The sequence below is a fragment of the Polaribacter sp. L3A8 genome (assembly GCF_009796785.1).
GTDB lineage: Bacteria > Bacteroidota > Bacteroidia > Flavobacteriales > Flavobacteriaceae > Polaribacter.
Map to the genome: position 1 here is coordinate 3722719 of NZ_CP047026.1, position 24036 is coordinate 3746754.

Below are 24036 nucleotides of genomic sequence, written 5' to 3' on the forward strand. Positions count from 1 at the left end.
TGTTTTTTGGGCGTGCCCAAATTATTTTAAGAATAGCATTTTAAGAAACCTATCGAAATTAAATTTTGGTAGGTTTTTATGTATCAATATTTATAAGATTTACATCAAATAATTTCGTCAGGCTTTTCGCACTCGCTTTTTTATTTAGAAAAAAATAAAAAGAGCTCAAACAGTTGCTTCAATCCTTCACGCAAGAGCATTCGTCACTTTTTAAAGAAATTTCAGTTTAAAGCTATTATTTTTATTAAATTGTGCCCTCTAAAAAGTTTGTAAAAATCAACTTCAAAATTTTACAAACAATTTTTTTAGATTTACGTAAATAAATTTATGAGTTTAATACAATTAACTATAAAAGGTATTTCTTACAGTCAAACTCAAAGCGGTGCTTATGCATTGGTTTTAAGTGAGATGGAAGGATCTAGAACCTTACCTATTATTATAGGAGCTTTCGAAGCACAATCTATAGCCATCGCTTTAGAAGCAGAAATTAAGCCACCAAGACCCCTTACGCACGATTTGTTTAAAACATTTTCAGACCGTTTTTCTATCACAATAAAAGAGGTGGTTATTCATAAATTAGTAGACGGAGTCTTCTTTTCTAGTTTAATTTGCGAAAGAGACGGTATAGAAGAAACATTAGATGCTAGAACTTCAGACGCAATTGCAATTGCAGTTCGTTTTCAAGCTCCAATTTATACCTATGAAAATATTTTAGAAAAAGCAGGTATTTTTCTAAAAATAGAAGAAGAATTTGGTATTGAAGATAGTTCAGAGTCAGATGAAATTTCATTAGAATTAGAAGATTTAGTAGTTAAAAAAGAAGCACCATTTTCTGGCGTATCTTTAGAAGAGCTAAACAATCAATTAAATAATGCTGTTTCTGATGAAAATTACGAATTGGCAGCAAAAATTAGAGACGAAATAAGTAAACGCTCTTAATAGTATATATCTACATTATGAAAAAAATATTTATTGCTATTTTTTGTTTTTGTTCAATTTCAATTTTTTCTCAAAGTACAGAAACAGTTTCTGCTATTACAGAAATATTACCTAGTCAAGGTTTTTCTTTTAATAGTTTATGGAGAGGAGTTTTAGGTATGTCTTCTTTAATTATAATAGCTTTCTTGTTTAGTGCAAACAAAAAAGCAATTGATTGGAAAAAAGTAGCGATTGGTTTATTCTTACAATTAATAATTGCTATTGGCGTTTTAAAAGTAGAATTTATTCAATCTATTTTCGAGTTTGTTGGAGGTATTTTTATAGAAATATTAGCCTATACAAAAGCAGGTAGTGAGTTCTTATTTGCAGGTATTGTAGGCGATATGAATAAGTTTGGTTACATATTTGCTTTTCAAGTATTGCCAACAATTATATTCTTTTCGGCCTTAACATCTTTATTATTCTATTTAGGTATTATTCAAAAAGTAGTAAAGATTTTAGCCATCGTTCTATCTAAATTTTTAGGTATTTCTGGTATGGAAAGTCTTTCTGTAGCAGGTAATATTTTCTTAGGACAAACGGAAGCACCACTTTTAATAAAAGCTTATTTAGAAAAAATGAATAAGTCAGAAATGCTATTGGTCATGATTGGCGGTATGGCAACTGTTGCAGGTGCTGTATTGGCGGCTTACATTGGTTTTTTAGGTGGAGGAGACAAAGAATTAGAATTGGTTTTTGCAAAACATTTATTAGCAGCTTCTGTAATGGCAGCTCCAGGAGCTATTGTAATTTCAAAAATATTATATCCACAAACAGAAGAAGTAAATTCTGATGTTACAGTTTCTCAAGAAAAAATAGGCGCTAATATTTTAGATGCTATTGCAAATGGTACCACAGAAGGTCTTCGTTTAGCAGTAAATGTAGGAGCGATGCTTTTAGTTTTTGTGGCTATTATTGCAATGTTAAATGGTATTTTAGGAGCTGTTGCATCTTTTGATGGTTTTACAATTGAATATCTAAATCTAGAATGGCGTATTACTTCTCTAAACGAGATTATTGCAGAAAACACGCTTTATGATGGTCTTTCTTTAGAGTTTATTTTAGGTTACACGTTTGCTCCTTTAATGTGGCTTATTGGTGTTGCTAAAGAAGATATGGCGCTAATGGGACAATTATTGGGTATAAAGTTAGCCGCAAGTGAATTTGTTGGGTATATACAATTAGCAGATTTAAAAAATGCAGCAAGCGCTACGCACTTAACTTTTAACAAGTCTATTATTATGGCAACTTATATGTTATGCGGCTTTGCAAACTTTGCTTCTATAGGTATTCAAATTGGAGGTATTGGTTCTTTAGCTCCAGGGCAAAGAAAAACATTGTCAGAATTTGGAATGAAAGCTTTAATAGGAGGTACTATTGCTTCTTTAATGTCTGCAACAATTGCAGGTATGATTATAGGATAGTGGCGAATCGCCACAGATAATCATAAAATGTTATCTTCAATACGTTAATAACTTTTATACAATATTTAAAAAGCATCAAGAAAAATTATTGATGCTTTTTCTATTTTTACAGAAGTTTATTATTGACGCTTACACAAATAAACAATAAAACGCTTACACATTATAATGAAACAATATCACAACTTAGTACAACACGTTTTAGAAAACGGAAACGAAAAAGGAGATAGAACAGGTACAGGAACAAAAAGTGTTTTTGGGTATCAAATGCGTTTCGATTTAAGTAAAGGTTTTCCAATGGTAACCACCAAGAAATTACACTTAAAATCTATTATTTATGAATTGCTTTGGTTTATAAAAGGAGATACAAACATTAAGTATTTACAAGAAAATGGTGTTAAGATTTGGGATTCCTGGGCTGATGAAAACGGAGATTTAGGACCTGTTTATGGTCATCAATGGCGTAATTGGAATAGTGATGAGGTAGACCAATTAAAAGATGTAATTACTTCTTTAAAAAACAATCCTAACTCAAGAAGAATGTTGGTTTCTGCATGGAATCCCTCTGTTTTACCAGATACCTCTATTTCTTTTTCAGAAAACGTAGCCAACGGAAAAGCAGCGTTACCACCTTGTCATGCTTTTTTTCAGTTTTATGTTGCAGACGGTAAATTATCTTGTCAGTTATATCAAAGAAGTGCAGATATTTTTTTAGGAGTTCCTTTTAATATCGCTTCTTATGCATTGTTTACAATGATGATTGCGCAAGTTTGTGGTTATGAAGCAGGAGATTTTATTCACACTTTTGGTGATGCTCATATTTATAATAACCATAAAGAACAATTAGAATTGCAATTGTCTAGAGATATTAGGCCACTTCCAAAAATGAAAATTAATTCAGCTATAAAAGACATCGAAAGTTTTACTTTCGATGATTTTGAGTTATTAGACTATAATCCTCATCCTCATATTAAAGGAAAAGTTTCAGTTTAAAATAAACTACATTTTATAACAAAAAAGAGCTTTCAATTAATTTGAAAGCTCTTTTTTTATCTTTTTACTACATTATTTTATAAGCTTAATACGCTGTTTTCTGTATTTGCAAAATCACTCCAAGCAAATCCGTCAGCATCTTCTTCGTTTAAATAAGCACCATCAATTAGGTATTTAAATTCGTAAGATTTTCCTGATTCTAAATCTAAAGTACCTTTGAATGATCCATTTTTCAATTTCTTTAAAGGAGCAGCTGTTTCATTCCATTCATTAAAGCTTCCTACAACTACTACTTTTTTAGCCTCTGCAGCAGGTACAGTAAAAGTTACTTTACAAACTGGTTTACTTTTTAAAAATTGTTTTTTTATTGCCATAATTCTTGTATTCAAAATTTTAAGTAAATGTAAATAAGAACCATCTTAAAACAAACAATATGTTGTAAGAATATTAAAGAATTATGAGTTTTGTAAAATGAATATATAAAATATTGATAATTCCAAATAAAAGGGAATCTAAATTGAGTTTAATTGAAAACAAGTCAGCTTTCTTTGAGCTTGATTTTCAGGTGTTTTAGGTTAAAAACGTGTTTTAAAGCCTCAAAAAATATCTTAAAATCTTGTTAAAAGGTCAAATCTTCAGAGAATTACTTTAATTTTGTTAAAAAATAGGATTCTATGATTACAATAATAGCGGCAATTGCAAAGGATAATGCTTTAGGAAAAGACAATGATTTAATTTGGCATTTACCTGCAGATTTAAAAAGGTTTAAGAAGGTAACATCTGGTCATCATATATTAATGGGTAGAAATACGTTTGAATCTATAGGGAAACCTTTGCCAAATAGAACCACTATTATTATTACTAGAAATAAAAATTATTTTAAAGAAGGGTGTTTAATAGCGCATAGTTTAGAGGAAGCAATAGCTTTGGTAGAAAATGATGATGCTATTTATATAATTGGTGGTGCACAAATTTATAAGGAGGCCATTAAAAAGGATTTAGTAGATCAATTAGATATAACTAAGGTTCATCATCATTTTGAAGCAGATGTTTTTTTTCCAGAAATAGATGTAAATATTTGGCAAGAAACAAATAGAGAAGATTTTAAAGCCGACGAAAAAAATAAATTTGATTATAGTTTTCTAAGTTTTCAAAAGAAAGCTATCTAATTCTACCAGATCTAAATCCACCTCCTAAATTCATTTTATATTTTTGTTGCGCAAATAAAAAGTAATTAAACAGTTTGTAATTTACTTCGTAGCCATAATCTATGTTTGGTTGATAATCAATTATGTTTTCATAAATACTAGCATTAAATTGACTCGGATTTATGGCTCTATTATTCCAAGTAGTTACCCAAAATTGGTTTCTAGTTTCTAAGTATTGCTGAGAATAATACCCTTCTGGCTGCGCTACAGAATTTAAGAATAAATTAAAACCAGGGTCAATTATTATAACCTGGTATTCTAAACTATCATTTGCAATAATAACAGGTTTTTCTTCTTGCGTACTATTATTTTTTAAGTTTGATGAACCACAAGCCCAAAAAAAGATTGCTAGAGAAAATAATAAAAGTATTTGTTTAAGTAGTTTCATAATATTTAAAGATATTAAATTTATATAAGTTTTCCTTGTTCGTAAATGAATATTTTCTTCATTTGCTAACACTGATGTTCAAATTTAGTTTAGTAAACACACTTTAAAAAACTAAAATGAGGGAATGCAATCACTTATTGAGTAAACGAGTATCGTTGATACAAACTTATTTTAATAAGTATTAAGTATCAATTTTAATAACCTTATTTTTCAACCTTAAAAATAAAAACATGAAACAAAGATGCTTTTGGGTAACAGATAGTAAGTTGTATAAAGAATACCACGATTGCGAATGGGGAACGCCAGTTTATGATGATGAAACGTTGTTTGAGTTTTTAATTTTAGAAACCTTTCAGGCAGGTTTAAGTTGGATAACAATTTTAAATAAAAGAGAAAACTTTAGAAAAGCTTTTGATAATTTCGATTATAAGAAGATCGCAATTTATCCAGAAAGTAAGTATGAAGCATTGCTTCTAGATGCAGGTATTATTCGTAATAAGCTAAAAATAAGGAGTGCCATTACCAATGCCAAATTATTTATAGAGATTCAGAATGAATTTGGTTCATTCTCTAAGTTTATTTGGGGGTATGTTAATGAGAAACCTATTCTTAATAAGTTTGATAAAAGAGCAGATGTACCTGCCACAACTGCTTTGTCAGATAAACTTTCTAAAGATTTAAAAAAAAGAGGATTTAAGTTTGTCGGTTCTACGGTAATGTATGCATATATGCAAGCAGTTGGTCTGGTAAATGACCATACTACAGATTGTTTTAAATACCCAAAATAAAACTAATAATTACTTTTAGAATAAAAAAATATCTGTAAAATGCGTATCTAAAATTTGTACATTTATACTTCAATTATAAATTAAATATAATGAATATAAAACAGATAATTTATGCTTTTTCAGCAGCTGTATTATTGGTGTCTTGTACAGCAGAAACTAAAAAAGAGACGAAAAATGAAACCTTAGAAGTAGCTACAGAATTTAATCATTTTGTAGAACAATTTTCAGATATTAAAGTATTACGTTACAAAATACCCGGTTTCGAAGAACTTTCCTTAAAAGAAAAAGAACTTGTGTATTATTTAACACAAGCGGGTTTGTCTGGTAGAGATATGATGTGGGATCAAAACTATCGCTACAATTTAAGTATTAGAGAAGCTTTAGAAAGCATCAACAAAAACTACAAGGGCGATAGAGAAAGTGAAGATTTTAAATTGTTTAAAACCTATTTAAAAAGAGTTTGGTTTTCTAACGGAATTCATCATCATTATTCTAATGATAAAATAAAACCAGCGTTTACAGAAGCGTATTTTACAAACGATTTATTAAAAAACTCAAATACTGAATTGTCATCAGAAATTGTAGCTATTTTATTTAATGATGTTGATGCTAAAAAGGTAACTAAAAAAGCAGGAATTGATAATGTTTTATCTTCTGCAATTAACTTTTATCAATCGGATATTACAGATAAAGAAGTATCAGATTTTTATAAAACAGCTTATAAAGGGCCAAAAGAGCAGCCAATTGAGGCAGGTTTAAATTCTAAACTAGTTCGTGAAAACGGAAAATTAGTAGAAAAAGTATGGAAATCTGGCGGGATGTATGGTACTGCCATTGACCATGTTATTGGTTGGTTAGAAAAAGCAAAAGCTGTAGCAGAAAACAACAAGCAAGCAAATGCTTTAGATTTGTTAATTGAGTATTATAAAACGGGTAGTTTAGATGTTTGGGATCAATATTGTATTGCTTGGGCAACATCAACCGAAGGTAATATCGATTGGATTAATGGTTTTATAGAAGTGTATAACGATCCAAAAGGGTATAGAGGTTCTTATGAAACGGTTGTTCAAATAAAAGATTTTGATATGTCTCGTAAAATGAAAGTTTTGTCTGAAAATGCACAATGGTTTGAAGATAATGCTCCGCTAGATCCAACTCATAAAAAAGAAAATGTAGTGGGGGTTTCTTACAAAACTGTAAATGTTGCTGGTGAAGCAGGAGATGCGTCACCAAGTACACCAATTGGAGTAAACTTACCTAATAATAATTGGATTCGTCAGCAACATGGTTCTAAATCGGTTTCTTTAGGAAACATTATTGGAGCTTATAATAATGTTGGAGGAACAGGTAGGTTAAAAGAGTTTGCAAATGATGATGAAGAAATTAGAATAGAGAAGAAATACGGAAAAATTGGAGATAAATTACATACGTCTTTACATGAAGTTGTTGGGCATGCTTCTGGTAAAATAAACGAAGGCATTGGGCAGCCTAAAGAAACACTTCAAAATTATGCTTCTACTATGGAAGAGGGACGTGCAGATTTAGTTGGTTTGTATTATTTAATGGATGTTAAATTGCAAGAATTAGGCTTAACGGATAATTATAAAGAATTAGGTATGGCTGCGTATGATGGTTATATTAGAAATGGATTAATGACGCAATTAGTGAGAATTAATTTAGGTGATGATATTGAAGAAGACCACATGGTAAACAGACAATGGGTTTCTGCTTGGGCATTTGAGCAAGGAAAAAAAGACAATGTAATTGAGAAAATTACAAGAGATGGTAAAACATACTTTAATATAAATGATTACAATAAATTAAGAGAAATTTTTGGTCGCTTATTAAAAGAATCACAACGTATAAAGTCTGAAGGGGATTTTGAAGCAGCTAAAAATTTAGTTGAGGGTTATGGTGTAAAAGTAGATCAACAGATACATAAAGAGGTAATTGAAAGAAATAAACAATTTACTTCTGCCCCTTATAGTGGTTTTGTAAACCCTGTTTTAGTACCTGTTTTAGATGAAAATGGAAACATTTTAGATGTTAAAGTAACACAACCAAAAAGTTTTGAAGAACAAATGGTATTCTATTCTAAAAATTATAATTTTTTAGGAACAGAAAATTAATTTTTAGAACTTCTGTAAAAGCAGAAATTTATATAAACATCAAAACCGATTCTAATAAGAGTCGGTTTTTTTTATGCTTATAAAAAAGAATTATTGTAATAGATTGTGTATTTTAAAAGTAACAACGGTTATGATATAACCAATGTGTGTTTCTGTTTAAGTTGAAATCAAAGGTGAGTATAATTTCATGAGAACTTAAATTACTACCAGAGCTAGCTAACTTGTAATCATAAGAATAGCCTACTCTATATTTTTTATTAAAGACGATGGCAAATAAAGCACTAACAGAATTTTCATAACGATAAGACAATCCTGCTTCAAATCTATCTTTATAAATTAAATTAGAATTGATGTCTATAGAAAGAGGTAAGCTAGGACTGTATTTTATAATTGTTGATGGCTTAAAAATAAAATCTTGAGATAAATCGAAAATCATTCCTGTAGCTAAAAAGTAATTATGATTACTTGCTCCATAATTTTCATCGACATTTTCAATCGTTTTAAATTGATTCGATTTTAAGATGTTAGGTATTGATAACCCAATAAAAAAGGTCTCTTCATAGTACAATCCTCCAAAACCTATATTAGGGAATCTTCCACTCGTAGAAGCATAAGATTCATTATCGGTTGTTATCGCATTTGCTAAGTTATTATTAAAAAAAGTTAAACCCCCTTTTAAACCAAAGGATAATCTTCCGAATCTGGAAGTAGGAAGCGTGTAAGAAGCATCTATATTTATGTTTGTGCTATTTGTTAAGCCTAATTTGTCGTTTATAACAGTTGCTCCATAACCAAAACCGTCCTTAGATCTTGCATTTATAGAAAAAGTTTGAGTTCTTGGAGCACCTTCAAAACCAACCCATTGTTGACGAGACAATAAGGAGATGTTTAAATCTGCTCTAGAGCCAACAAAAGCAGGGTTTAATATCTGCATATTGTACATATATTGTGTATAATGTGGGGCTTGTTGGGCGTAGTTAATTGTGTTAAATAAAAGAATTAAGATGACAACAACAAAGTGTTGTCTATAAAAATATTCAATTCTTAAATTTTTTAAGGGGGTTTTGTATATCATCTTATTAATTGAATAAAACTTCTTTTTGGGTTTGTAATACCATCATTAAAATCTAAAGTGTAATAATACACTCCTTCCGTAACTGGTATTCCATTATTTGTGCCATTCCACCATTCTGGGTTTGTGTCTCCATTGTTATTATAAGTATATACTTCACTTCCCCAACGGTCCATTATGGTAATTTTAAAGTATGGAAATTTAGACAATCCATTAATTTCAAATTCATCACTTTTTCCATCTCCGTTTGGTGTAAACAAGTTGGGGTAATCATTGTCTTCTATGGTTCCAATTCCAAATGTTATCGGAGAAAGGTTAGAAATATCTTTAGATGTTATTGTAGCTTGTAATAACATTGTTTCTGTATTTTCATTTAAATTATCATCTATGGTTAATATTGCTTGTGTTATAGATGCTGTATATGCAGGAATTGAAGTACTCGTTGATAAATTTTGATAATCTTCCAAATCGCTTGCAGTTTCGTTAACTGTATTTAAATTAAAATTGATAGGAAGTGAGTTTTGCATTGGTTCTTCTGTATCTGGGTTTACAAGTGAAATTGTAAAAACTAAAGTATTTCCTTCCATAACCGTTACATTGTCTATAAGTACTTTTGGTTCTGGGTTAATATCTAGTATTGTTCCTGTTTTTGTTAAGTCTTGCGCACCTACATTTGTTGATGCAGCTACTCCTAACACATTTAAAAACTCATCTGGTTCATTTAAATTATCAATTTTAGTAGGAATGTTAAATGAGGTTTCAATATTAGGATTATTAGGGTCTACAGTTTCTTCTATTGTTAAGGTTGTGTAAAAAGAATTGTAATCATCTGGACTTATTGCAGATCCATTAGTTGTATTTATATCAATATAAATAGGTCTTGATGATGGATTACTTATAGTAACAATGTGTTCTAAATCTTCACCTTCATTACTGATGGCATTGTTCATTGTTATTGAAGGAACTTCATCATCATCTAAAATAGTAGCAACTCCACTTATTTCTGTGTTAATGGTGTTGTTAGAGGTTATTTTGCCGTTTAAAGTAAATAGTTCATCCAGTTCATCAATAAGATCTTGTAAAGAAGCAACTGTAAAATGATCTACCTCTGTAAAAGGAGGGACGGTTAAAGTAACAGCTGTTTTCTTATCATAATCAAAAGGAGCAGTGGCTATATTGTATTTTTCTGTTGTGTCTGTTCCATCTTCTGTAGTAAAACTAATATGAATTGGAGATGCACTTTGAATTAATTTAGACTGATCATTTTTTTTAACTAATGAAATGGTAAAAATTGCATCTTCACTTTCATTTACAGTAACATTATCAATAAGTACCACAATGGCTATGATCTCTCTCCAATCTCTGTCAACATCATCAGCATCACCATCAGGTGTATCTATGTTTGGGAAATCTGTAGGAATTTGACCGTTTGTAGGGTTTAAAATAGTGTTATCCGTATCAAAAGCATCATCTAAACCATCATTATCGCTGTCTAAATTTAAAGCTATTGTTTCTGCAATTCCGTCATTGTTAAAATCCCAACCCTCAATGGCATCATTACGGATGTCGTTATCAGAATTGATATCAATATAATCTGGAGTCGCATCTCTATCTGTGTCTGTTGGTGTAATTCCGTTTGGATATGCTGTGTCAATTCCTAAATCCGTAATAGTTCCGTTTGGTGCTTTGTAATTAGCAGTTGTTTGTCCTTCGATATTATCAACAATTCCATCTCCATCAGCATCAATATCTATAAAATTAGGAGTCTTGCTTCTGTCTGTATTCGGAATTGTATAATTCGTTGCAGTTGTAAGAGAATCGTTATTTTCAACAGTATTGTCAAGTCCGTTTGTACCAACACTTTTATTTGTTCTACCAGTACGGTTGGTATCTGAAGCTTTATTACCGGCCTCTACAATATCTAAAATACCATCATTATCACTATCTAAATCAAAGTGGTTTGGTACGCCGTCATTATCAAAATCAAAAAGATCTACAATACCATCGTTATTAGCATCAACACCATAATCGGTATCTCTGTAGTTAGGTGTTAAATCTCCATCATGATCATCTAAAGGATTTAAGCCGTTATATTCATCAATATCTCGTATGGTATCATTATCGTCGTCAATATCAGTAACATTTGTAATTCCATCATTATCTGTATCTGTGGATGCGTTTACAGCTACAGAACCCCTAGAAGTTATAACTCTATTTAAAGGATCTGTTGCAGAAAAAACAGAAGTATTGGTACCCAAACAGTCTTCATTTAAAATTACAGAAAATTGAACCGTAATGGACTCTCCTTTCATTAATATACCCGATGTACCGTTAAAAAAATCAATATCAGATGTTCCGTTATAATCAGGGTTTAAGGTTGGGTCTGTTGTTGCGCTAGAGCTTTCTATAAAAGGAGTGCTCACAGAAACAATGTTTCCAGAACAAATATTCTTTAAGTTGTCTTGTAATTTAAGGTTTTCTAATTGTACAATATTACTCGTGTTTTTTATGGTAAGCTGAAACGTAATTTCTTGGTGTTCTAAGATACCATTTGGAATTTTATCTATTTTTGATATTGTTTTTTGATTACTCGTTAAAGAGTTAAATAAAAACACCATACTTGCCGATGTACAGCTACATTGCAATGAAGAAGACACTGGGTTTATAGGTGAATTAGTAGGGTAATATCTATCTAGATGATTTCCTAAACTATCTGACCAATTTACAAAAGAATAACCTCTGTTGTTAGCTGAAGTTGTTTCATCAAACCCATCTAAGATTCCTTGTGTTTGAGAAAGTTGTAATTGATTAAAATGATTTGTCTGAGAAGAAGAAAAAGGGGCTGTTAAATAAAATATTTCTAAAATTACGGTTTCTCCTGCATCAAGAGAATTATTAGGCATTAGTAATTGCGTGTTTGTGTTTCCGTTATAAGAGTCATTAACAGTAACTGTAGGTCCAGAGATTTGGGTAATTTTAAGTTCATTAAAAACAATTCGTTTATCTAAGAAATTACCTAGTCCCATGTTGTAATTAACATTGTTGGCAGTAGCAGTTCCTTCATTTGTTATAATTACTCTATTGGTGTAATCGAAAGTTCCATCTGGATTTACAGTTGGTTTTGGTACTGGAACATATAAACCACCTGCTATAATAGCCTCTGTGGTATGAAAATCTTTAAGTAATAAGTCTGTAGAATGGCTTCCTATTGTTGATGTAACCTCTAAAACGTGGTTAAAATCGATGCCAGAACCAGAAGGAGTAGGGCTTGGTCTACCATTACAAAAAGGATTTACAATAACACAAAACTCTATATTAATAGATTGCCTTGGGTATAAGGTAAAATTATTTATGGCATTTTGGTTAAAAATAGAATTTGATGTAGCCTTAAAAAAATCATCATTTATAGCATCATTATTAAACTCTAAAGGATAAGGATTGCCTACGTAATCTTTAACAGCAGTTGTGTTAATAGTAACACCTTCTACTTGAGTAACACATCCGTTTCCATAAATAGCGTTTAATTGATTTGTTAAATCTATGTTTTTAATAAGGTTTGTAGCATGATAATCTCTTGCTGTACTTGTGTTTGTAAGGGTTGTACTGTATTTAATTTTGTACATTCCATCTACAGTATATCCTTGGTTACAACTAGATAGCGATTTAATTTCTATTAGATTTGTAATATGTTCTACTGTTAAATATAAAGTAGCCGTGTCTGTAAAAGTTCCGTCAGAAACGGTATAGTTAATTGCAGGAACATTACCTGTGTAATCTTTAGTAGGAATGAATGTATAGCTACCATCCGCTTTAAAAGTAATACTACCTTGTATAAAGGAAGCTGTTTGTCCTATAGTGTAAGTGATATTATTTACTGTAAATTCTGTAACAGATAAAGCATTGTTATCTCTATCTGTATCATTTATTAAAACACCAGGGCCATCCACTTTTAGAGTGGTATTTATCTCTGCAGTATCATAATTGTTTTTCGCCTCTGGCGGATATAAGTTAATAATTTTAATATCTAAATTAGCAGAACCGGTAAAAGTTCCGTCAGAAACGGTATAGTTAATTGTAGGGATGCCATTATTATAATCTGAAGCAGGAGTAAAGTAAAAACTACCATCTGCATTTATAGAAATAGACCCTTCATAAAAAACAGCTTTTTCACCAACGGTGTAGCTTATTGTATCTATTTTAAAGGATGTAATTAATAAAGTGTTTCCATCTTTATCTGTATCATTATTTAATAAACCTGGGGCATAAATATTTAGAGCTGCGTTTGTTTCTGTTGTATAATTATCATTTTTTGGATCTGGCGGATATACATTAATAATGCTAAGGGTTAAATCAGCAGCATTGGTATAAGTTCCATCAGAAATGATATAGTTAACCATAAGAGTAATGTTATTATCATTAGCTGTAGGATTAAAAATAAAACCACCATTAGCTTTTATAGAAATAGTACCTTCGGGTAAACTAGCAGTATCACCAGCGGAATATGTATTGCCGTTTGCAGAAAAGCCTGTTACCTTTAAAAGATCTCCATCTGGGTCTTTATCATTAGCTAATACACCAAGAGAATCAATTCTTAGTGTTGTATTTGTTTTGGTAGAGTAGCTATCTGGTTCTGCTGTAGGAGCTGTTTGAGCTGTAACAAATTGAGAGAATAATAATAGGAATATAAATATTCTATATTTATTTTTTTTAGGGGTTATCATTTTATTAGGGGATAAATGATTTTAATAAGTAAATGTTAAAAGACGTAGATCTATTTTAAATATATCTGGGTAAATTATAGTTTTATGCTATAGAGAAATTAGGGCTTTGCCATGAAAATCTAGTGATTGAATAATTATCCAATCCTAAGATTGTATCATTAACGAACAAACTTAAATGAAGATTTTTTTTGAATAGAATAGTTATTCTTTGGTACTTCTGTATCTGCTAATGCAAATTTATTGAAGAATACATAAAATAGAATAAATAATAGTAGTAGACTTACAGAATATAATACAAACGTTTTGTATTTACTTTTTTTAGGGGTTATCATTTCTAGGGGGGTTAAATGATTAATTAGATATCTATAAAAGTATATAAAAATATTTACTTTACAAGTAAAATGTCTATTTTTTTTTAAAAAAAAAGTATTTAAATTACAAATATGTAATTTATTTTAAGCTGTTGTTTTTTTAGTTTATTGACCAAAAAGTAATCTAATGGCTATAAAGACCGCAATAATAAGACCTCCGTACATAAGAACCTTTTTTCCGGCATCTTTATAATAACGTTCATGATTTTTAATGTCTTTTCTGTAACTGTAAATCATTAAAGCTATAAAAGAAATGATAAAGAAAATCATAAAAATAATTCTTCCTGTTGTAAAATAAGCGCTTAAAAACATAGTTTATATTCTTTATAAGTTTTGAATTATTAGCAGAAAAGAAGCTTTTATTTTATCAGAAAGTTTCTATATATTGTCTAACTAAATCAACATAATTTTATTTTGCAAAAATACAAATTAAAAGAAGAACAATATCTTTTTTGGAGTAACTTCTAGCATTAGAAAATTATAGATAGAATGCTTTAAGTAAATAATTATAAATACATATATAAGTAATGAAAAACAAAATAGCAGCAGTAACTGAATTTCATACTGCTTTTAAACTAAACATGAATCAAGAACCAATTGTAAACATTGGTGAAGATAGAAAAAAACTTCGCTTTGATTTAATGAAAGAAGAAAATGAAGAGTACTTAGAAGCAGCAGAAAACAATGATTTGGTTGAGGTTGCAGATGCCTTAGGAGATATGTTATATATTTTATGTGGTACTATTATAGAACACGGTATGCAAGATAAAATTGAAGAGGTTTTTAATGAAATTCAACGAAGCAATATGAGTAAATTAGGTGAAGACGGTAAACCTATTTACAGAGAAGATGGTAAAGTTTTAAAAGGGCCTAATTATTTTAAACCCAATATTGCAGAAATTTTAGAAAAGTAAAATTTTATAAGTATCTGTTGTACCAACTTTCTTCAATAGGAATTTCCCAATTATGATCAAAATCTACCTTTGTGGTAATTAAGTTATCAAAAATGATGCTTTTTGCTGTTACAGCTTTATTTTTAAGTAACTTTTTAAAATCTTTTAGTTCTTTATATTGTACAAACTCACCTTGTTTAAAACAAGCATTCATTTTGTCTAACAATTCTACTTCGTATTCTTGTTGTAGGCCTAAGATAAAAGATACAGAAGCATCAATATCTGCATTTGTTAAAGAAGAGTTTTCATCATCAGCAAAAAGAACAATAAATCTGTTGTATAGAAATTGATAAGATGCTTTAAAATTTTCGTCATCCGATTTCCAGCTTTCGATAAAGGTTTTAATTTTATTTTCTAATCCTTCAATTTCGTTAGGATAAAATTTTCTGCTAGAAGGGTACACCCAAACTTTAGCATCATTAGTAATTATGGAATAATCTACAAACATTTTTATATAATTTTCGTTGCAAAGATACAGAAAAGAAAAACCGCAAATCAATTTATTAATTTGCGGTTTTAAAATTTTATTTTCTAGTAAATTAAACTTCTTTTGCTTGTACACTTTTTGTTAGCTTAACAAAATCATCTTGTACACTTTGTCCTTTATTTTTGTTATACCAAACTTGTAAGTCTTGCTTAAATTCTGCATCTAAAGCACCATGTTTGGCTTTGTAATCTGCAACCATTTGAGTAGCAATAGTTGGTCTTGGTCCCCAAGTATTTATTACATTATTATCTTTATCTAAGATAATTAATTTAGGAATAGATTTACCGCCGTTGGTTAAAAACAAATCCATTAACGCTTCATTGTCATCTCTTAAAACGAGTTTAAGTTTAATCAGTTCGTTTGCTTCTGCAATTTTAGCAATTACAGGTAAATTTTGTGCAGCATCTCCACACCATCCTTCGGTAATAACCAACCACGTTTGTGGGTCTTCAATTTTTTTAATTTCTGTAATTGTTTCATCAGAAATTTTTATGGTTTTATCTAGTCGCTTCATTCTTTTGTCATTTAACATGCTGTAATTTGTTAAATCTTCAGATTGATTATGACCTGTAGCTTTTCCTTCTGCTAATAAATTGCTTACTAAAGCTCTAAATTCTAGATATGATAATGTGTTTTCTAAACTTTTTTTAATAATATTTTTCATCTCCTAATATTTTATACAAAGGTATTTTTATTGATTAAAATATACTGTAACCTTTGTTACAAATGTGCTTTCTTTTAATCTTTTATGTAGACGAGAAAAAAGAAATACCTTACAAGCTTATTTAAAGGAGTGCTTTTTTTAGGTTCGTAATAATGTCTTTTGTCATAGAAGTTAAATCAAATTGATGTTGCCAATTCCAATCTGTTCTTGCTTCAGAATCATCTATAGATGCTGGCCAACTATCTGCAATTTGTTGTCTAAAATCTGGTTGATAAGTTATCTTAAAATCTGGAATATGTTTTTTTATTTCTAATGCAATTTCTTCTGGCGTAAAGCTCATAGCAGCTAAATTATAGCCTGTTCTATTTTTTATATTCTTTGCATCAGTTTGCATTAACTCAATGGTAGCATTAAGAGCATCATCTATATACATCATTGGTAATCTTGTTTTTTCTGATAAAAAACATTGATAAGTACCTTTTTCTATGGCATTAAAATAAATGTCTACCGCATAATCTGTTGTTCCGCCACCAGGTTTAGAGTTCCAAGAAATAACACCAGGGTATCTTAAACTTCTAACATCTACTCCAAATTTTTCATGGTAATAGTTACACCAAAATTCGCCCGCAACTTTACTAATACCATAAACTGTAGAAGGCTGCATAACTGTATTTTGAGGCGTATTCATTTTTGGAGTTTTAGGTCCAAAAACAGCAATAGAACTTGGCCAATATACTTGTTTAATATGTTTTTCTTTAGCTAAATCTAAAACAGCAAATAAAGAGTTCATATTTAAGTTCCAAGCTTTTTGTGGGTGTTGCTCTGCAGTAGCAGATAGCATAGCTGCTAATAAATAAACCTGCGTAACCTTGTGTTTTTTAATAGTTGTAAGTATTGTTTCTTTGTCAGTTGCATCAATAATTTCAAATGGACCAGAAGCCATCATTTTTTTATTGCCTTCTCTAATGTCAGAAGCAATTACATTATTGTTGCCATATAAAAGGCGAAGTTTCTGCGTCAATTCATTTCCTATTTGACCACTAGCTCCTAAAACCAAAATTATTTCACTCATATTTTTAAAATGTGATTTTAATAAAAACAAAGGTACTTAATTTTGTTATTCGTAAAATATTTTACGTAAAATAATTATTCAATAATTTAAAGCTTGTAAATAAGCATATTGTTACAATTTTCTTAAATACATGCTAGATGCTCTTAAAATGTGTATTTTTACCACTTATTATATATGGTCGTGAAACAATTAATGTACTTATTGCTGTTTGTAGTTTTATTTTCTTGTGGAAATAAGAAGACAGAAACTCTTAAAACAGATAAAGAAAAACCTAAATTAAGTATTGCTAAACAACATGTTGCTTTGGTAAATGTAAAACCTACTTATGAAAAAGAAGTAGAAAATTGGCAAGAGTTAAAATCGGTAAAAGCATTTATACAAAAATTCGAAAAAGTATCTCCTAACGAGGCTTTAAGTAATGCTTTAGAACTAAGAGATTTGGTTGTAAGTTTAAAAGATAGCGTAAAACCAACGCTTTTTGATAATAAGCCTTTCCAAACAAGAGTAAATGTACTACATAATGAAGTACTTCGTTTGGCAGATTTAACCTTTATACCTGCCATTACATCAGAAGAAGTTAATTTGCAAGTAGATAAAACAATAACAGCTTTTTCGTCTGTAAATTCAAAAATAAATAGCATACTGGCTAAAAAATCTTTTGAAGATGCCATAGATATCGAAATCGATTATATTGGAATAGATTCTACAAAAATAGATAGTATTTCTAAAAAATCTATCAATATAAAAAGGAAAGAAGATTCCTTAGAAAAGAGTGATCGAAATAAAGAGATACATCGAGAAATGAAACCAATAACAAGAGAATAAAATGAGAATATTTTTTTTCTTTTGTATGTTAATCTTTTCTTTTTTTGGATGTAGTCCTGCAAAAAAAGTTACAACAATTAAAAGTGTGTCAACTATAAAGGTAGAAGTAAACACTTTGTTAGATAATTGGCACAAAGCCGCTTCAGAAGCAGATTACAAAGGTTATTTTGGTGCAATGGATAGCGTTTCTGTTTTTATAGGGACAGATGCTACAGAAAATTGGAATAAAACGGAATTTGCAAGTTTTAGTAAACCTTTTTTTAACAAAGGTAAAGCTTGGTCTTTTAAACCTCTAGAAAGAAATGTTTACGTAAGTGAGCAAAGAAATTTTGTATGGTTTGATGAATTGTTAGATACTTGGATGGGAACTTGCAGAGGTTCTGGTGTTTTAGAGAAAAAGCAGAATATTTGGAAAATTAAACACTATGTTTTATCTGTAGAAATACCTAATAATAATGTTCAGGCGGTGATTAAAGCAAAGAAAAAAAGTGATTCTATTTTTTTAACTAGGTTTCATAACTAGTATTAGAAGCTATTTCCTGCTTTCGCTACTCGCTTTTTTTAGGTTATTTCGAGTAAATTTTTCATTCTTCAAAATTTACTCGAAATAACCTAAAAAAGAGCTCAAACACGCCGTTCTATCAGGGCTAAACTAGTTTGCTAGCTTTTAGTAATTATTTTACACCAATAGAAAATTAAGAAACTACTTCTGCAACCACTTTAAAAATCAACTCATTTTCAAAGCCTTTTCTCATTAAAAAATCGATGAGCTTTTTCTTTCTTTTGTAAATATTAGGTTCAGAAATTACATTGTTTCTGTTTTCTGTAATTCTGTAAATTGTTTCTAAATATTCATTTTCATCAATTTCTTTTAAAGCTGTTTTAATGTTGTATGCAGAAATGTCTCTAAACTTTAACTCTCTAACAATACGTTGTTTTCCCCAAGATTTAATTCTAAATTTTCCACGAGCATAACTTTTAGCAAAACGTTCTTCATTTAAAAAGTTGTCTTTCATTAAACTTAAAAGAATCATTTCTCTGGCTTCTGGGATTAAATTGTATTCATACATTTTTTGCTCCACTTCTTTGTGGCTTCTATCTTGGTAAACGCAGTAGTTTTCTAACTTTCGTTTTATTTCATCAACAGTAAAAGACTTCTTTTTTATCATTAGGTCTAAAATACAAAAAGAGATGAAATTATATGAATCTCATCTCTTTTATTATAAAAATATATGCTTAAAATTTAGATTTGATTTTTCTTATCTATTCTTTGATCTGTATTAAAAACTTCTTCAGTAATCATCTTTTTAGGAGATGTTTTGCTTTTTAACCACATTTTAAATAATGTAATTAGATAAAATAGAATAGGTACAACAATTAAGGTTAAGAAGGTTGCTATTAATAAACCATAAATAACTGTCCATGCTAAAGGTCCCCAGAAAACTACGTTATCTCCTCCAAAATATATATGAGGGTTAAACTCTGTAAATAAGCTAAAGAAGTCTATGTTTAAACCAATTGCTAAAGGAATTAAACCTAAAATAGTAGTAATTGCTGTTAATAATACCGGTCTTAAACGTGCTCTACCAGCTCTTACAATAGTTTCGAATAATGTTTCTTTATCTAAAAAATCATCCTCTTCTAAATCTAATTCACCTTTCTTTCTATCTATTAATAACTGAGCGTAATCTAACAGTACAACTCCGTTGTTTACAACAATTCCTGCTAACGATATAATACCCATCATGGTCATCATAATCACAAAAGAACTACCAGAAATAACAATTCCTCCAAAAACTCCAATAAAGCTTAAGAAAATGGCAATCATTATAATTCCGGGTTTAGAAACCGAGTTAAATTGGAAAATTAAAATAAAGAAAATTAACGCCAATCCAGTAAAAAATGCACCAACTAAGAATAACATTTGTTTGTTTTGCTCTTCTAACTGACCTGTATAATCAATTTTAATTCCTTTTGGTAAATTTTTAAAGTTTTTCATTTCTTCTCTAATTTTACCAACAACAGCACCAGCATCTGTTTCTCCTGGAGCTAAAGCAGAATAAACGGTAACAACTCTTCTTACATCTTTGTGTTTAATGGCACTAAAACCAGAGTTGTTTTTTTGTGTTGCCACAGTAGAAACCGGAATCTCTTTTATTTTACCAGAAGCCATGTCTCTAAATATAATGTTTTGGTTAAAAAGGGCACTTGTATTGTACCTGTCTTCTTTATTAAAACGAACATAGATGTCAAAATCATCTCCATCTTCTTTGTAGACACCTGCTTTGTTTCCAAAAATAGAAGCTCTTAATTGTGATCCTACTTGACCTGTAGAAACGCCTAATTCGCCAGCTTTTTTCCTGTCTACCAAAACTTCCATTCCTGGTTTGTCTCTGTTTACATCAATCTTTAATTCATCAATACCAGAAATGCTTTTTGTGTTGATAAAATCTCGCATTCTTTGAGCTGTATGAATTAATTCTGCATAATCATCTCCTTCAATTTCAATATTAATAGGAGAACCAACTGGTGGTCCGTTTGCATCTTTTTCAACAGAAATTAAAACTCCAGGATAAATACCAACCAAAGCAGTTTGTACTTTCTGACGCATTAATTCACTATCTAGGCCTCTTCTATATTTGTATTCTCTCATAGAGGCGGTTACTTTTCCTTTGTGAGGCATTTCTGCAGCAGAACCACCATCGGTTTGTGGGTTTCCTGCTCCTTCACCTACTTGAGAAACTAAACTTTCTACCATAAAATTATAGTCACCGTCCATATATTCATCACTATATAAAACGTCGGCTACATTTTTTTCAATCAATTTAGTAATCGAATTTGTTTTTTGAATATCTGTACCTTCGGGATATTCTATGTAAACAATTATTTGGTTTGGCTTGTTGTCTGGAAAAAATTCTACTTTGGTTCTTTGTGTATCTAAAGACCAACCAAAAGCCATAAATGATGCAATTAGTAAAACAAAAGTAAGAATAACCAAAGCGTAAGGTCTTTTACCAGATAAAGCTTTTCTCAGTCTAATTTCGTACCAAGCCTCTAATTTAGGTAACACTTTATTTTGAAAACTATTTGCCCAACCTCTTAAGAATAATCGGTAAGCCCATAACATAATTGCTGTAAAAATTATTAGTGTACCTAAAGCACTATAAGTACCACCTAATAGTAAAATAAGAACACCTATTACAGTCATTACACTTGTAATCATTACAATTTTTTTAATTGGCATATCTGCATCTTCTACACTCATAAACTGAGAAACCAATACCGAGTTAAAGAAAATGGCAACTAATAAAGAAGAGCCTAAAACGGTAGATAATGTGATTGGTAATAAAACCATAAAATCTCCCATAACTCCAGGCCACAAGCCTAAAGGAATAAACGCGGCAACAGTAGTTGCAGTAGAAATGATAATAGGAAAAGCAATTTCGCTAATTCCTTTTTTAGCAGCTTCAATCCTGTTCATTCCTTCTTCATCCATTAATCGATATACGTTTTCTACAACTACAATTCCGTTATCAACCAACATTCCAAGTCCCATAATTAATCCGAAAAGAATCATGGTATTCATGGTGTAGCCTAATAAATTTAAGATCATTAAAGACATAAACATAGACATTGGTATTGCAAAACCAACAAAGACAGCGTTTTTAAACCCTAAGAAAAACATTAAAACAACTACTACTAAAATAACACCAAAAATAATATTGTTAACTAAATCGTCTACTTGACCAATAGTTTTAGAAGATTGATCGTTAACAATTTTAACGGTTAAGTCTTTAGGAAAATGATTTGCAATTGCTTCGTTTACAATTCCTTGTATTTGTTCTGATGCCGCAACCATGTTTTCTCCAGCTCTTTTTTTAACGTCTAGCATTACAACAGGTTTTCCTTTTTCTCTAGCAAAGGTTGTTTTGTCTTTGTCTTTAAAGGCAACAGTAGCTACATCTTTTAAGTAAATAGGATTGTTAAATTCAGACTTAATTACAAAGTCTTCTAAAGCAGCAGGTTTATCAATTTCTCCAATAATTCTAACCGTTCTTCTTTGTCCGCTTGTAATAAAGTTACCTGCAGACATGGTTACGTTTCCGTTGCTAATTGCAGAGGTAATATCGTTAAAACTCACTTTTGCAGCCATCATTTTATAAATGTCTACAGCAACTTCTACTTCTTTTTCTTGGGCTCCACGAATATCAGCTTTCTTAATTTCTGCTAAATCTTCAATTTCATCTTGTAAATATTCTCCAAATTCTTTTAGCTTGTAGACAGGGTAATCACCAGAAATGTTAATATTTAAGATAGGTACCTCTTCAGACATACTTAAATTAAAAACATTAGGTTCAATTTTAGCGCCATTAAATGTAGGCCAATCTTCACTTGATGTTTCTGTAGATAGCTCGTCTTTAATTTTCTGTTTAGCAAGTTCTACAGATATGTTTTCATCAAACTCAACAACAACCATAGAGTAATCTTCTTGAGATGTAGAGGTAACTTCTACCACATTACTCACTGTTTTTACTTTATCTTCTATAGGATCTGTAATTAGTTTTTCTATATCTTCTGCTGTATTACCAGGGTAAATAGTGCTAATGTATATTTTGGTTTCTTTTACCTCTGGGAAGTTTTCTCTAGCCATGCTTAAATAAGCAGAAATACCATAGAAAAATAATACAGCCATTATTACATAAATGGTTGTTTTATTATGAATTGCCCAAGAGGATAATTTAAACTCTTTATCGACTTGTTTTTTTTGTTTTGTCATCCTTAATATTTTTATTTATTGATAACTTTTACTGTTTGTCCGTTGTTTACACTACGTGCCCCTTCTTTAATAATTTCTGTGCCAACGGTTAAGTTTTCTAAAACTTCAATAAAATTTCCTTGTGTTTTACCTGTTTTAATAACAACTCTTTCTGCAATTGCTTCGTTGTCTGAGTTTTTACCTTTTATGACATATACAAATTGTTCTCCGTTTGCATTTTCAGATATAATACTTTGCGGAATTAAAACAGCGTTAGCGTCAGTATAATCGTTAATTTGAAGTTTTGCGGTTAAATTTGGTTTTACATTGCCATTTTTATTTGTAACAGGTACTTCAATTTTAAAAGATCTATTATTAGGGTTGATAAAACTACCAACTTGTCTAATACTGCTATTTAAACTTGTGCCAAGTACCGGAAATTCTATTTTTACCTCTTTGTTTTTTTGAACACTTGTAATATATCTTTCAGGCACTTCTGCCTCTACATACATGTTGTTAAGATTTACAATTCTAAAAACTTCAGATCCTTGACCAGGAGCAATAACGGTTCCTGCTTCCTTCATAACATCATCTATAACACCAGAAAAAGGTGCTCTTATAGATGCTTTTGTTTGTTGACTTTTTAGTTGTTTTAAAGAGTTAACTTGAGATTGATAACTTGTTTTTGTTTGTAAAAACTCAATTTCTGAACCTATTTTTTGCTCCCATAAACGTTTTTGACGTTCAAAAGTTGTTTTAGCTAATTGGGTAGTACCTTCTAATTGTGCTACTTGGCTGCTTAAACCACCATCATCTATAGTTGCTAATAATTGTCCTTTACTAACCTTTTGTCCTTCTTTAACATATACTCTTTTTAAAATACCTGACATTTCTGGGTAAATTAAAATGTTTTGTTTTGTTTTTACATTTCCCTGAATTTCTAAATAGTGATTAAAAACTTCTTCTTTTACTGTGATGGTGGTAATTAAAGGAAGTTTTTTGATGGTGTCTTTTTTAGAAATAGCTGCGTTTATAGCTTCTAAATCTACATTTATAGCTTCTAAATTTGCTGTAATTTCTTTCTTTTTAGCTGTTAACTCCTTTAAATTTCCTGTAGCAACTATATCTGCCACAGAAGTTGTTTTTTCTTCTCCACAAGAAATTAAAACAAGTGTAATTACTAATAATGAATATATTTTTCTCATCGTTT

21 protein-coding genes are annotated in these 24036 nt (G+C 30.2%); 9 read left to right on the top strand and 12 right to left on the bottom strand.

Annotated features, from left to right (window positions below):
- The first annotated feature begins 327 nt into the window (after window positions 1-327).
- The 3 genes from GQR92_RS15405 (at window position 328) to GQR92_RS15415 (ending at window position 3392) form a co-directional block, all read left to right on the top strand.
- The gene (locus tag GQR92_RS15405; protein ID WP_158841069.1) at window positions 328-939 is read left to right on the top strand and encodes a bifunctional nuclease family protein; all 612 of its coding nucleotides are present in this window, start codon (window positions 328-330) and stop codon (window positions 937-939) included.
- A 17-nt stretch (window positions 940-956) separates the two neighbouring features.
- Window positions 957-2402: a NupC/NupG family nucleoside CNT transporter gene (locus tag GQR92_RS15410; RefSeq protein WP_158841071.1), complete on the top strand. Its 1446-nt coding sequence runs from the start codon at window positions 957-959 to the stop codon at window positions 2400-2402.
- A 165-nt stretch (window positions 2403-2567) separates the two neighbouring features.
- Window positions 2568-3392 (top strand): thymidylate synthase, encoded by an 825-nt coding sequence (locus GQR92_RS15415; RefSeq protein ID WP_158841073.1) that lies wholly within the window; start codon window positions 2568-2570, stop codon window positions 3390-3392.
- 77 nt (window positions 3393-3469) lie between these two features.
- Here GQR92_RS15415 and GQR92_RS15420 read toward each other — a convergent pair whose 3' ends face one another.
- Window positions 3470-3766 (bottom strand): isoamylase early set domain-containing protein, encoded by a 297-nt coding sequence (locus GQR92_RS15420; protein ID WP_158841075.1) that lies wholly within the window; start codon window positions 3764-3766, stop codon window positions 3470-3472.
- Between the two features lie 300 nt (window positions 3767-4066).
- Between GQR92_RS15420 and GQR92_RS15425 the strand changes: the two genes are divergently transcribed.
- Window positions 4067-4561, top strand: coding sequence for a dihydrofolate reductase (locus GQR92_RS15425; protein ID WP_158841077.1), 495 nt, complete (start codon window positions 4067-4069; stop codon window positions 4559-4561).
- Here GQR92_RS15425 and GQR92_RS15430 read toward each other — a convergent pair.
- Complete coding sequence (locus GQR92_RS15430) at window positions 4554-4988, bottom strand: DUF6146 family protein (RefSeq protein WP_158841079.1); 435 nt, start codon at window positions 4986-4988, stop codon at window positions 4554-4556. The two genes, GQR92_RS15425 and GQR92_RS15430, sit on opposite strands and share 8 nt — an antisense overlap.
- A gap of 230 nt (window positions 4989-5218) precedes the next feature.
- Between GQR92_RS15430 and GQR92_RS15435 the strand changes: the two genes are divergently transcribed.
- Both GQR92_RS15435 and GQR92_RS15440 read left to right on the top strand, forming a co-directional pair.
- Window positions 5219-5776, top strand: a complete 558-nt coding sequence (locus GQR92_RS15435) for a DNA-3-methyladenine glycosylase I (RefSeq protein ID WP_158841081.1) — start codon at window positions 5219-5221, stop codon at window positions 5774-5776.
- An 89-nt stretch (window positions 5777-5865) separates the two neighbouring features.
- Window positions 5866-7905 (top strand): dipeptidyl-peptidase 3 family protein, encoded by a 2040-nt coding sequence (locus GQR92_RS15440; protein WP_158841082.1) that lies wholly within the window; start codon window positions 5866-5868, stop codon window positions 7903-7905.
- Between the two features lie 112 nt (window positions 7906-8017).
- On the opposite strand, the gene GQR92_RS15445 is transcribed toward GQR92_RS15440, so the two are convergent.
- The 4 genes from GQR92_RS15445 to GQR92_RS15455 form a co-directional block, all read right to left on the bottom strand.
- Window positions 8018-8980, bottom strand: a complete 963-nt coding sequence (locus GQR92_RS15445; RefSeq protein ID WP_158841083.1) for a PorP/SprF family type IX secretion system membrane protein — start codon at window positions 8978-8980, stop codon at window positions 8018-8020.
- Window positions 8977-13698, bottom strand: a complete 4722-nt coding sequence (locus GQR92_RS15450; protein ID WP_158841084.1) for a cadherin-like domain-containing protein — start codon at window positions 13696-13698, stop codon at window positions 8977-8979. The genes GQR92_RS15445 and GQR92_RS15450 overlap by 4 nt, the downstream gene beginning before the upstream one ends.
- Window positions 13699-13856: 158 nt before the next feature.
- Window positions 13857-14030: a hypothetical protein gene (locus GQR92_RS18025; RefSeq protein ID WP_233269886.1), complete on the bottom strand. Its 174-nt coding sequence runs from the start codon at window positions 14028-14030 to the stop codon at window positions 13857-13859.
- A 144-nt stretch (window positions 14031-14174) separates the two neighbouring features.
- Window positions 14175-14381: a hypothetical protein gene (locus GQR92_RS15455; RefSeq protein WP_158841085.1), complete on the bottom strand. Its 207-nt coding sequence runs from the start codon at window positions 14379-14381 to the stop codon at window positions 14175-14177.
- A gap of 215 nt (window positions 14382-14596) precedes the next feature.
- Here GQR92_RS15455 and GQR92_RS15460 point away from each other — a divergent pair, with 215 nt between their 5' ends.
- Entirely contained in the window at window positions 14597-14983 is a 387-nt protein-coding gene (locus GQR92_RS15460; protein WP_158841086.1) for a nucleoside triphosphate pyrophosphohydrolase family protein, read from the top strand.
- 4 nt (window positions 14984-14987) lie between these two features.
- Here the strand turns inward: GQR92_RS15460 and GQR92_RS15465 are convergent, their stop codons facing one another.
- The 3 genes from GQR92_RS15465 to GQR92_RS15475 all read right to left on the bottom strand — a co-directional run bounded on the left by GQR92_RS15465 (window position 14988) and on the right by GQR92_RS15475 (window position 17245).
- Window positions 14988-15470: an ABC transporter ATPase gene (locus GQR92_RS15465; protein ID WP_158841087.1), complete on the bottom strand. Its 483-nt coding sequence runs from the start codon at window positions 15468-15470 to the stop codon at window positions 14988-14990.
- A gap of 91 nt (window positions 15471-15561) precedes the next feature.
- A complete protein-coding gene (locus GQR92_RS15470) occupies window positions 15562-16173 on the bottom strand; it encodes a thioredoxin family protein (RefSeq protein WP_158841089.1) in 612 nt (203 codons plus the stop codon).
- A gap of 121 nt (window positions 16174-16294) precedes the next feature.
- A complete protein-coding gene (locus tag GQR92_RS15475; RefSeq protein ID WP_158841091.1) occupies window positions 16295-17245 on the bottom strand; it encodes an NAD-dependent epimerase/dehydratase family protein in 951 nt (316 codons plus the stop codon).
- A gap of 180 nt (window positions 17246-17425) precedes the next feature.
- Between GQR92_RS15475 and GQR92_RS15480 the strand changes: the two genes are divergently transcribed.
- Together GQR92_RS15480 and GQR92_RS15485 are read left to right on the top strand one after the other, a co-directional pair.
- Window positions 17426-18070, top strand: a complete 645-nt coding sequence (locus GQR92_RS15480; protein WP_158841093.1) for a hypothetical protein — start codon at window positions 17426-17428, stop codon at window positions 18068-18070.
- An 85-nt stretch (window positions 18071-18155) separates the two neighbouring features.
- Complete coding sequence (locus GQR92_RS15485; protein ID WP_233269887.1) at window positions 18156-18593, top strand: nuclear transport factor 2 family protein; 438 nt, start codon at window positions 18156-18158, stop codon at window positions 18591-18593.
- A gap of 172 nt (window positions 18594-18765) precedes the next feature.
- Here the strand turns inward: GQR92_RS15485 and GQR92_RS15490 are convergent, their stop codons facing one another.
- From GQR92_RS15490 to GQR92_RS15500, 3 genes are all read right to left on the bottom strand, one after another.
- Complete coding sequence (locus GQR92_RS15490; protein WP_158841096.1) at window positions 18766-19239, bottom strand: regulatory protein RecX; 474 nt, start codon at window positions 19237-19239, stop codon at window positions 18766-18768.
- A 74-nt stretch (window positions 19240-19313) separates the two neighbouring features.
- A complete protein-coding gene (locus GQR92_RS15495) occupies window positions 19314-22847 on the bottom strand; it encodes an efflux RND transporter permease subunit (protein ID WP_158841098.1) in 3534 nt (1177 codons plus the stop codon).
- Window positions 22848-22858: 11 nt separating this feature from the next.
- Window positions 22859-24031, bottom strand: a complete 1173-nt coding sequence (locus tag GQR92_RS15500) for an efflux RND transporter periplasmic adaptor subunit (protein WP_158841100.1) — start codon at window positions 24029-24031, stop codon at window positions 22859-22861.
- Between the last annotated feature and the right edge of the window lie 5 nt (window positions 24032-24036).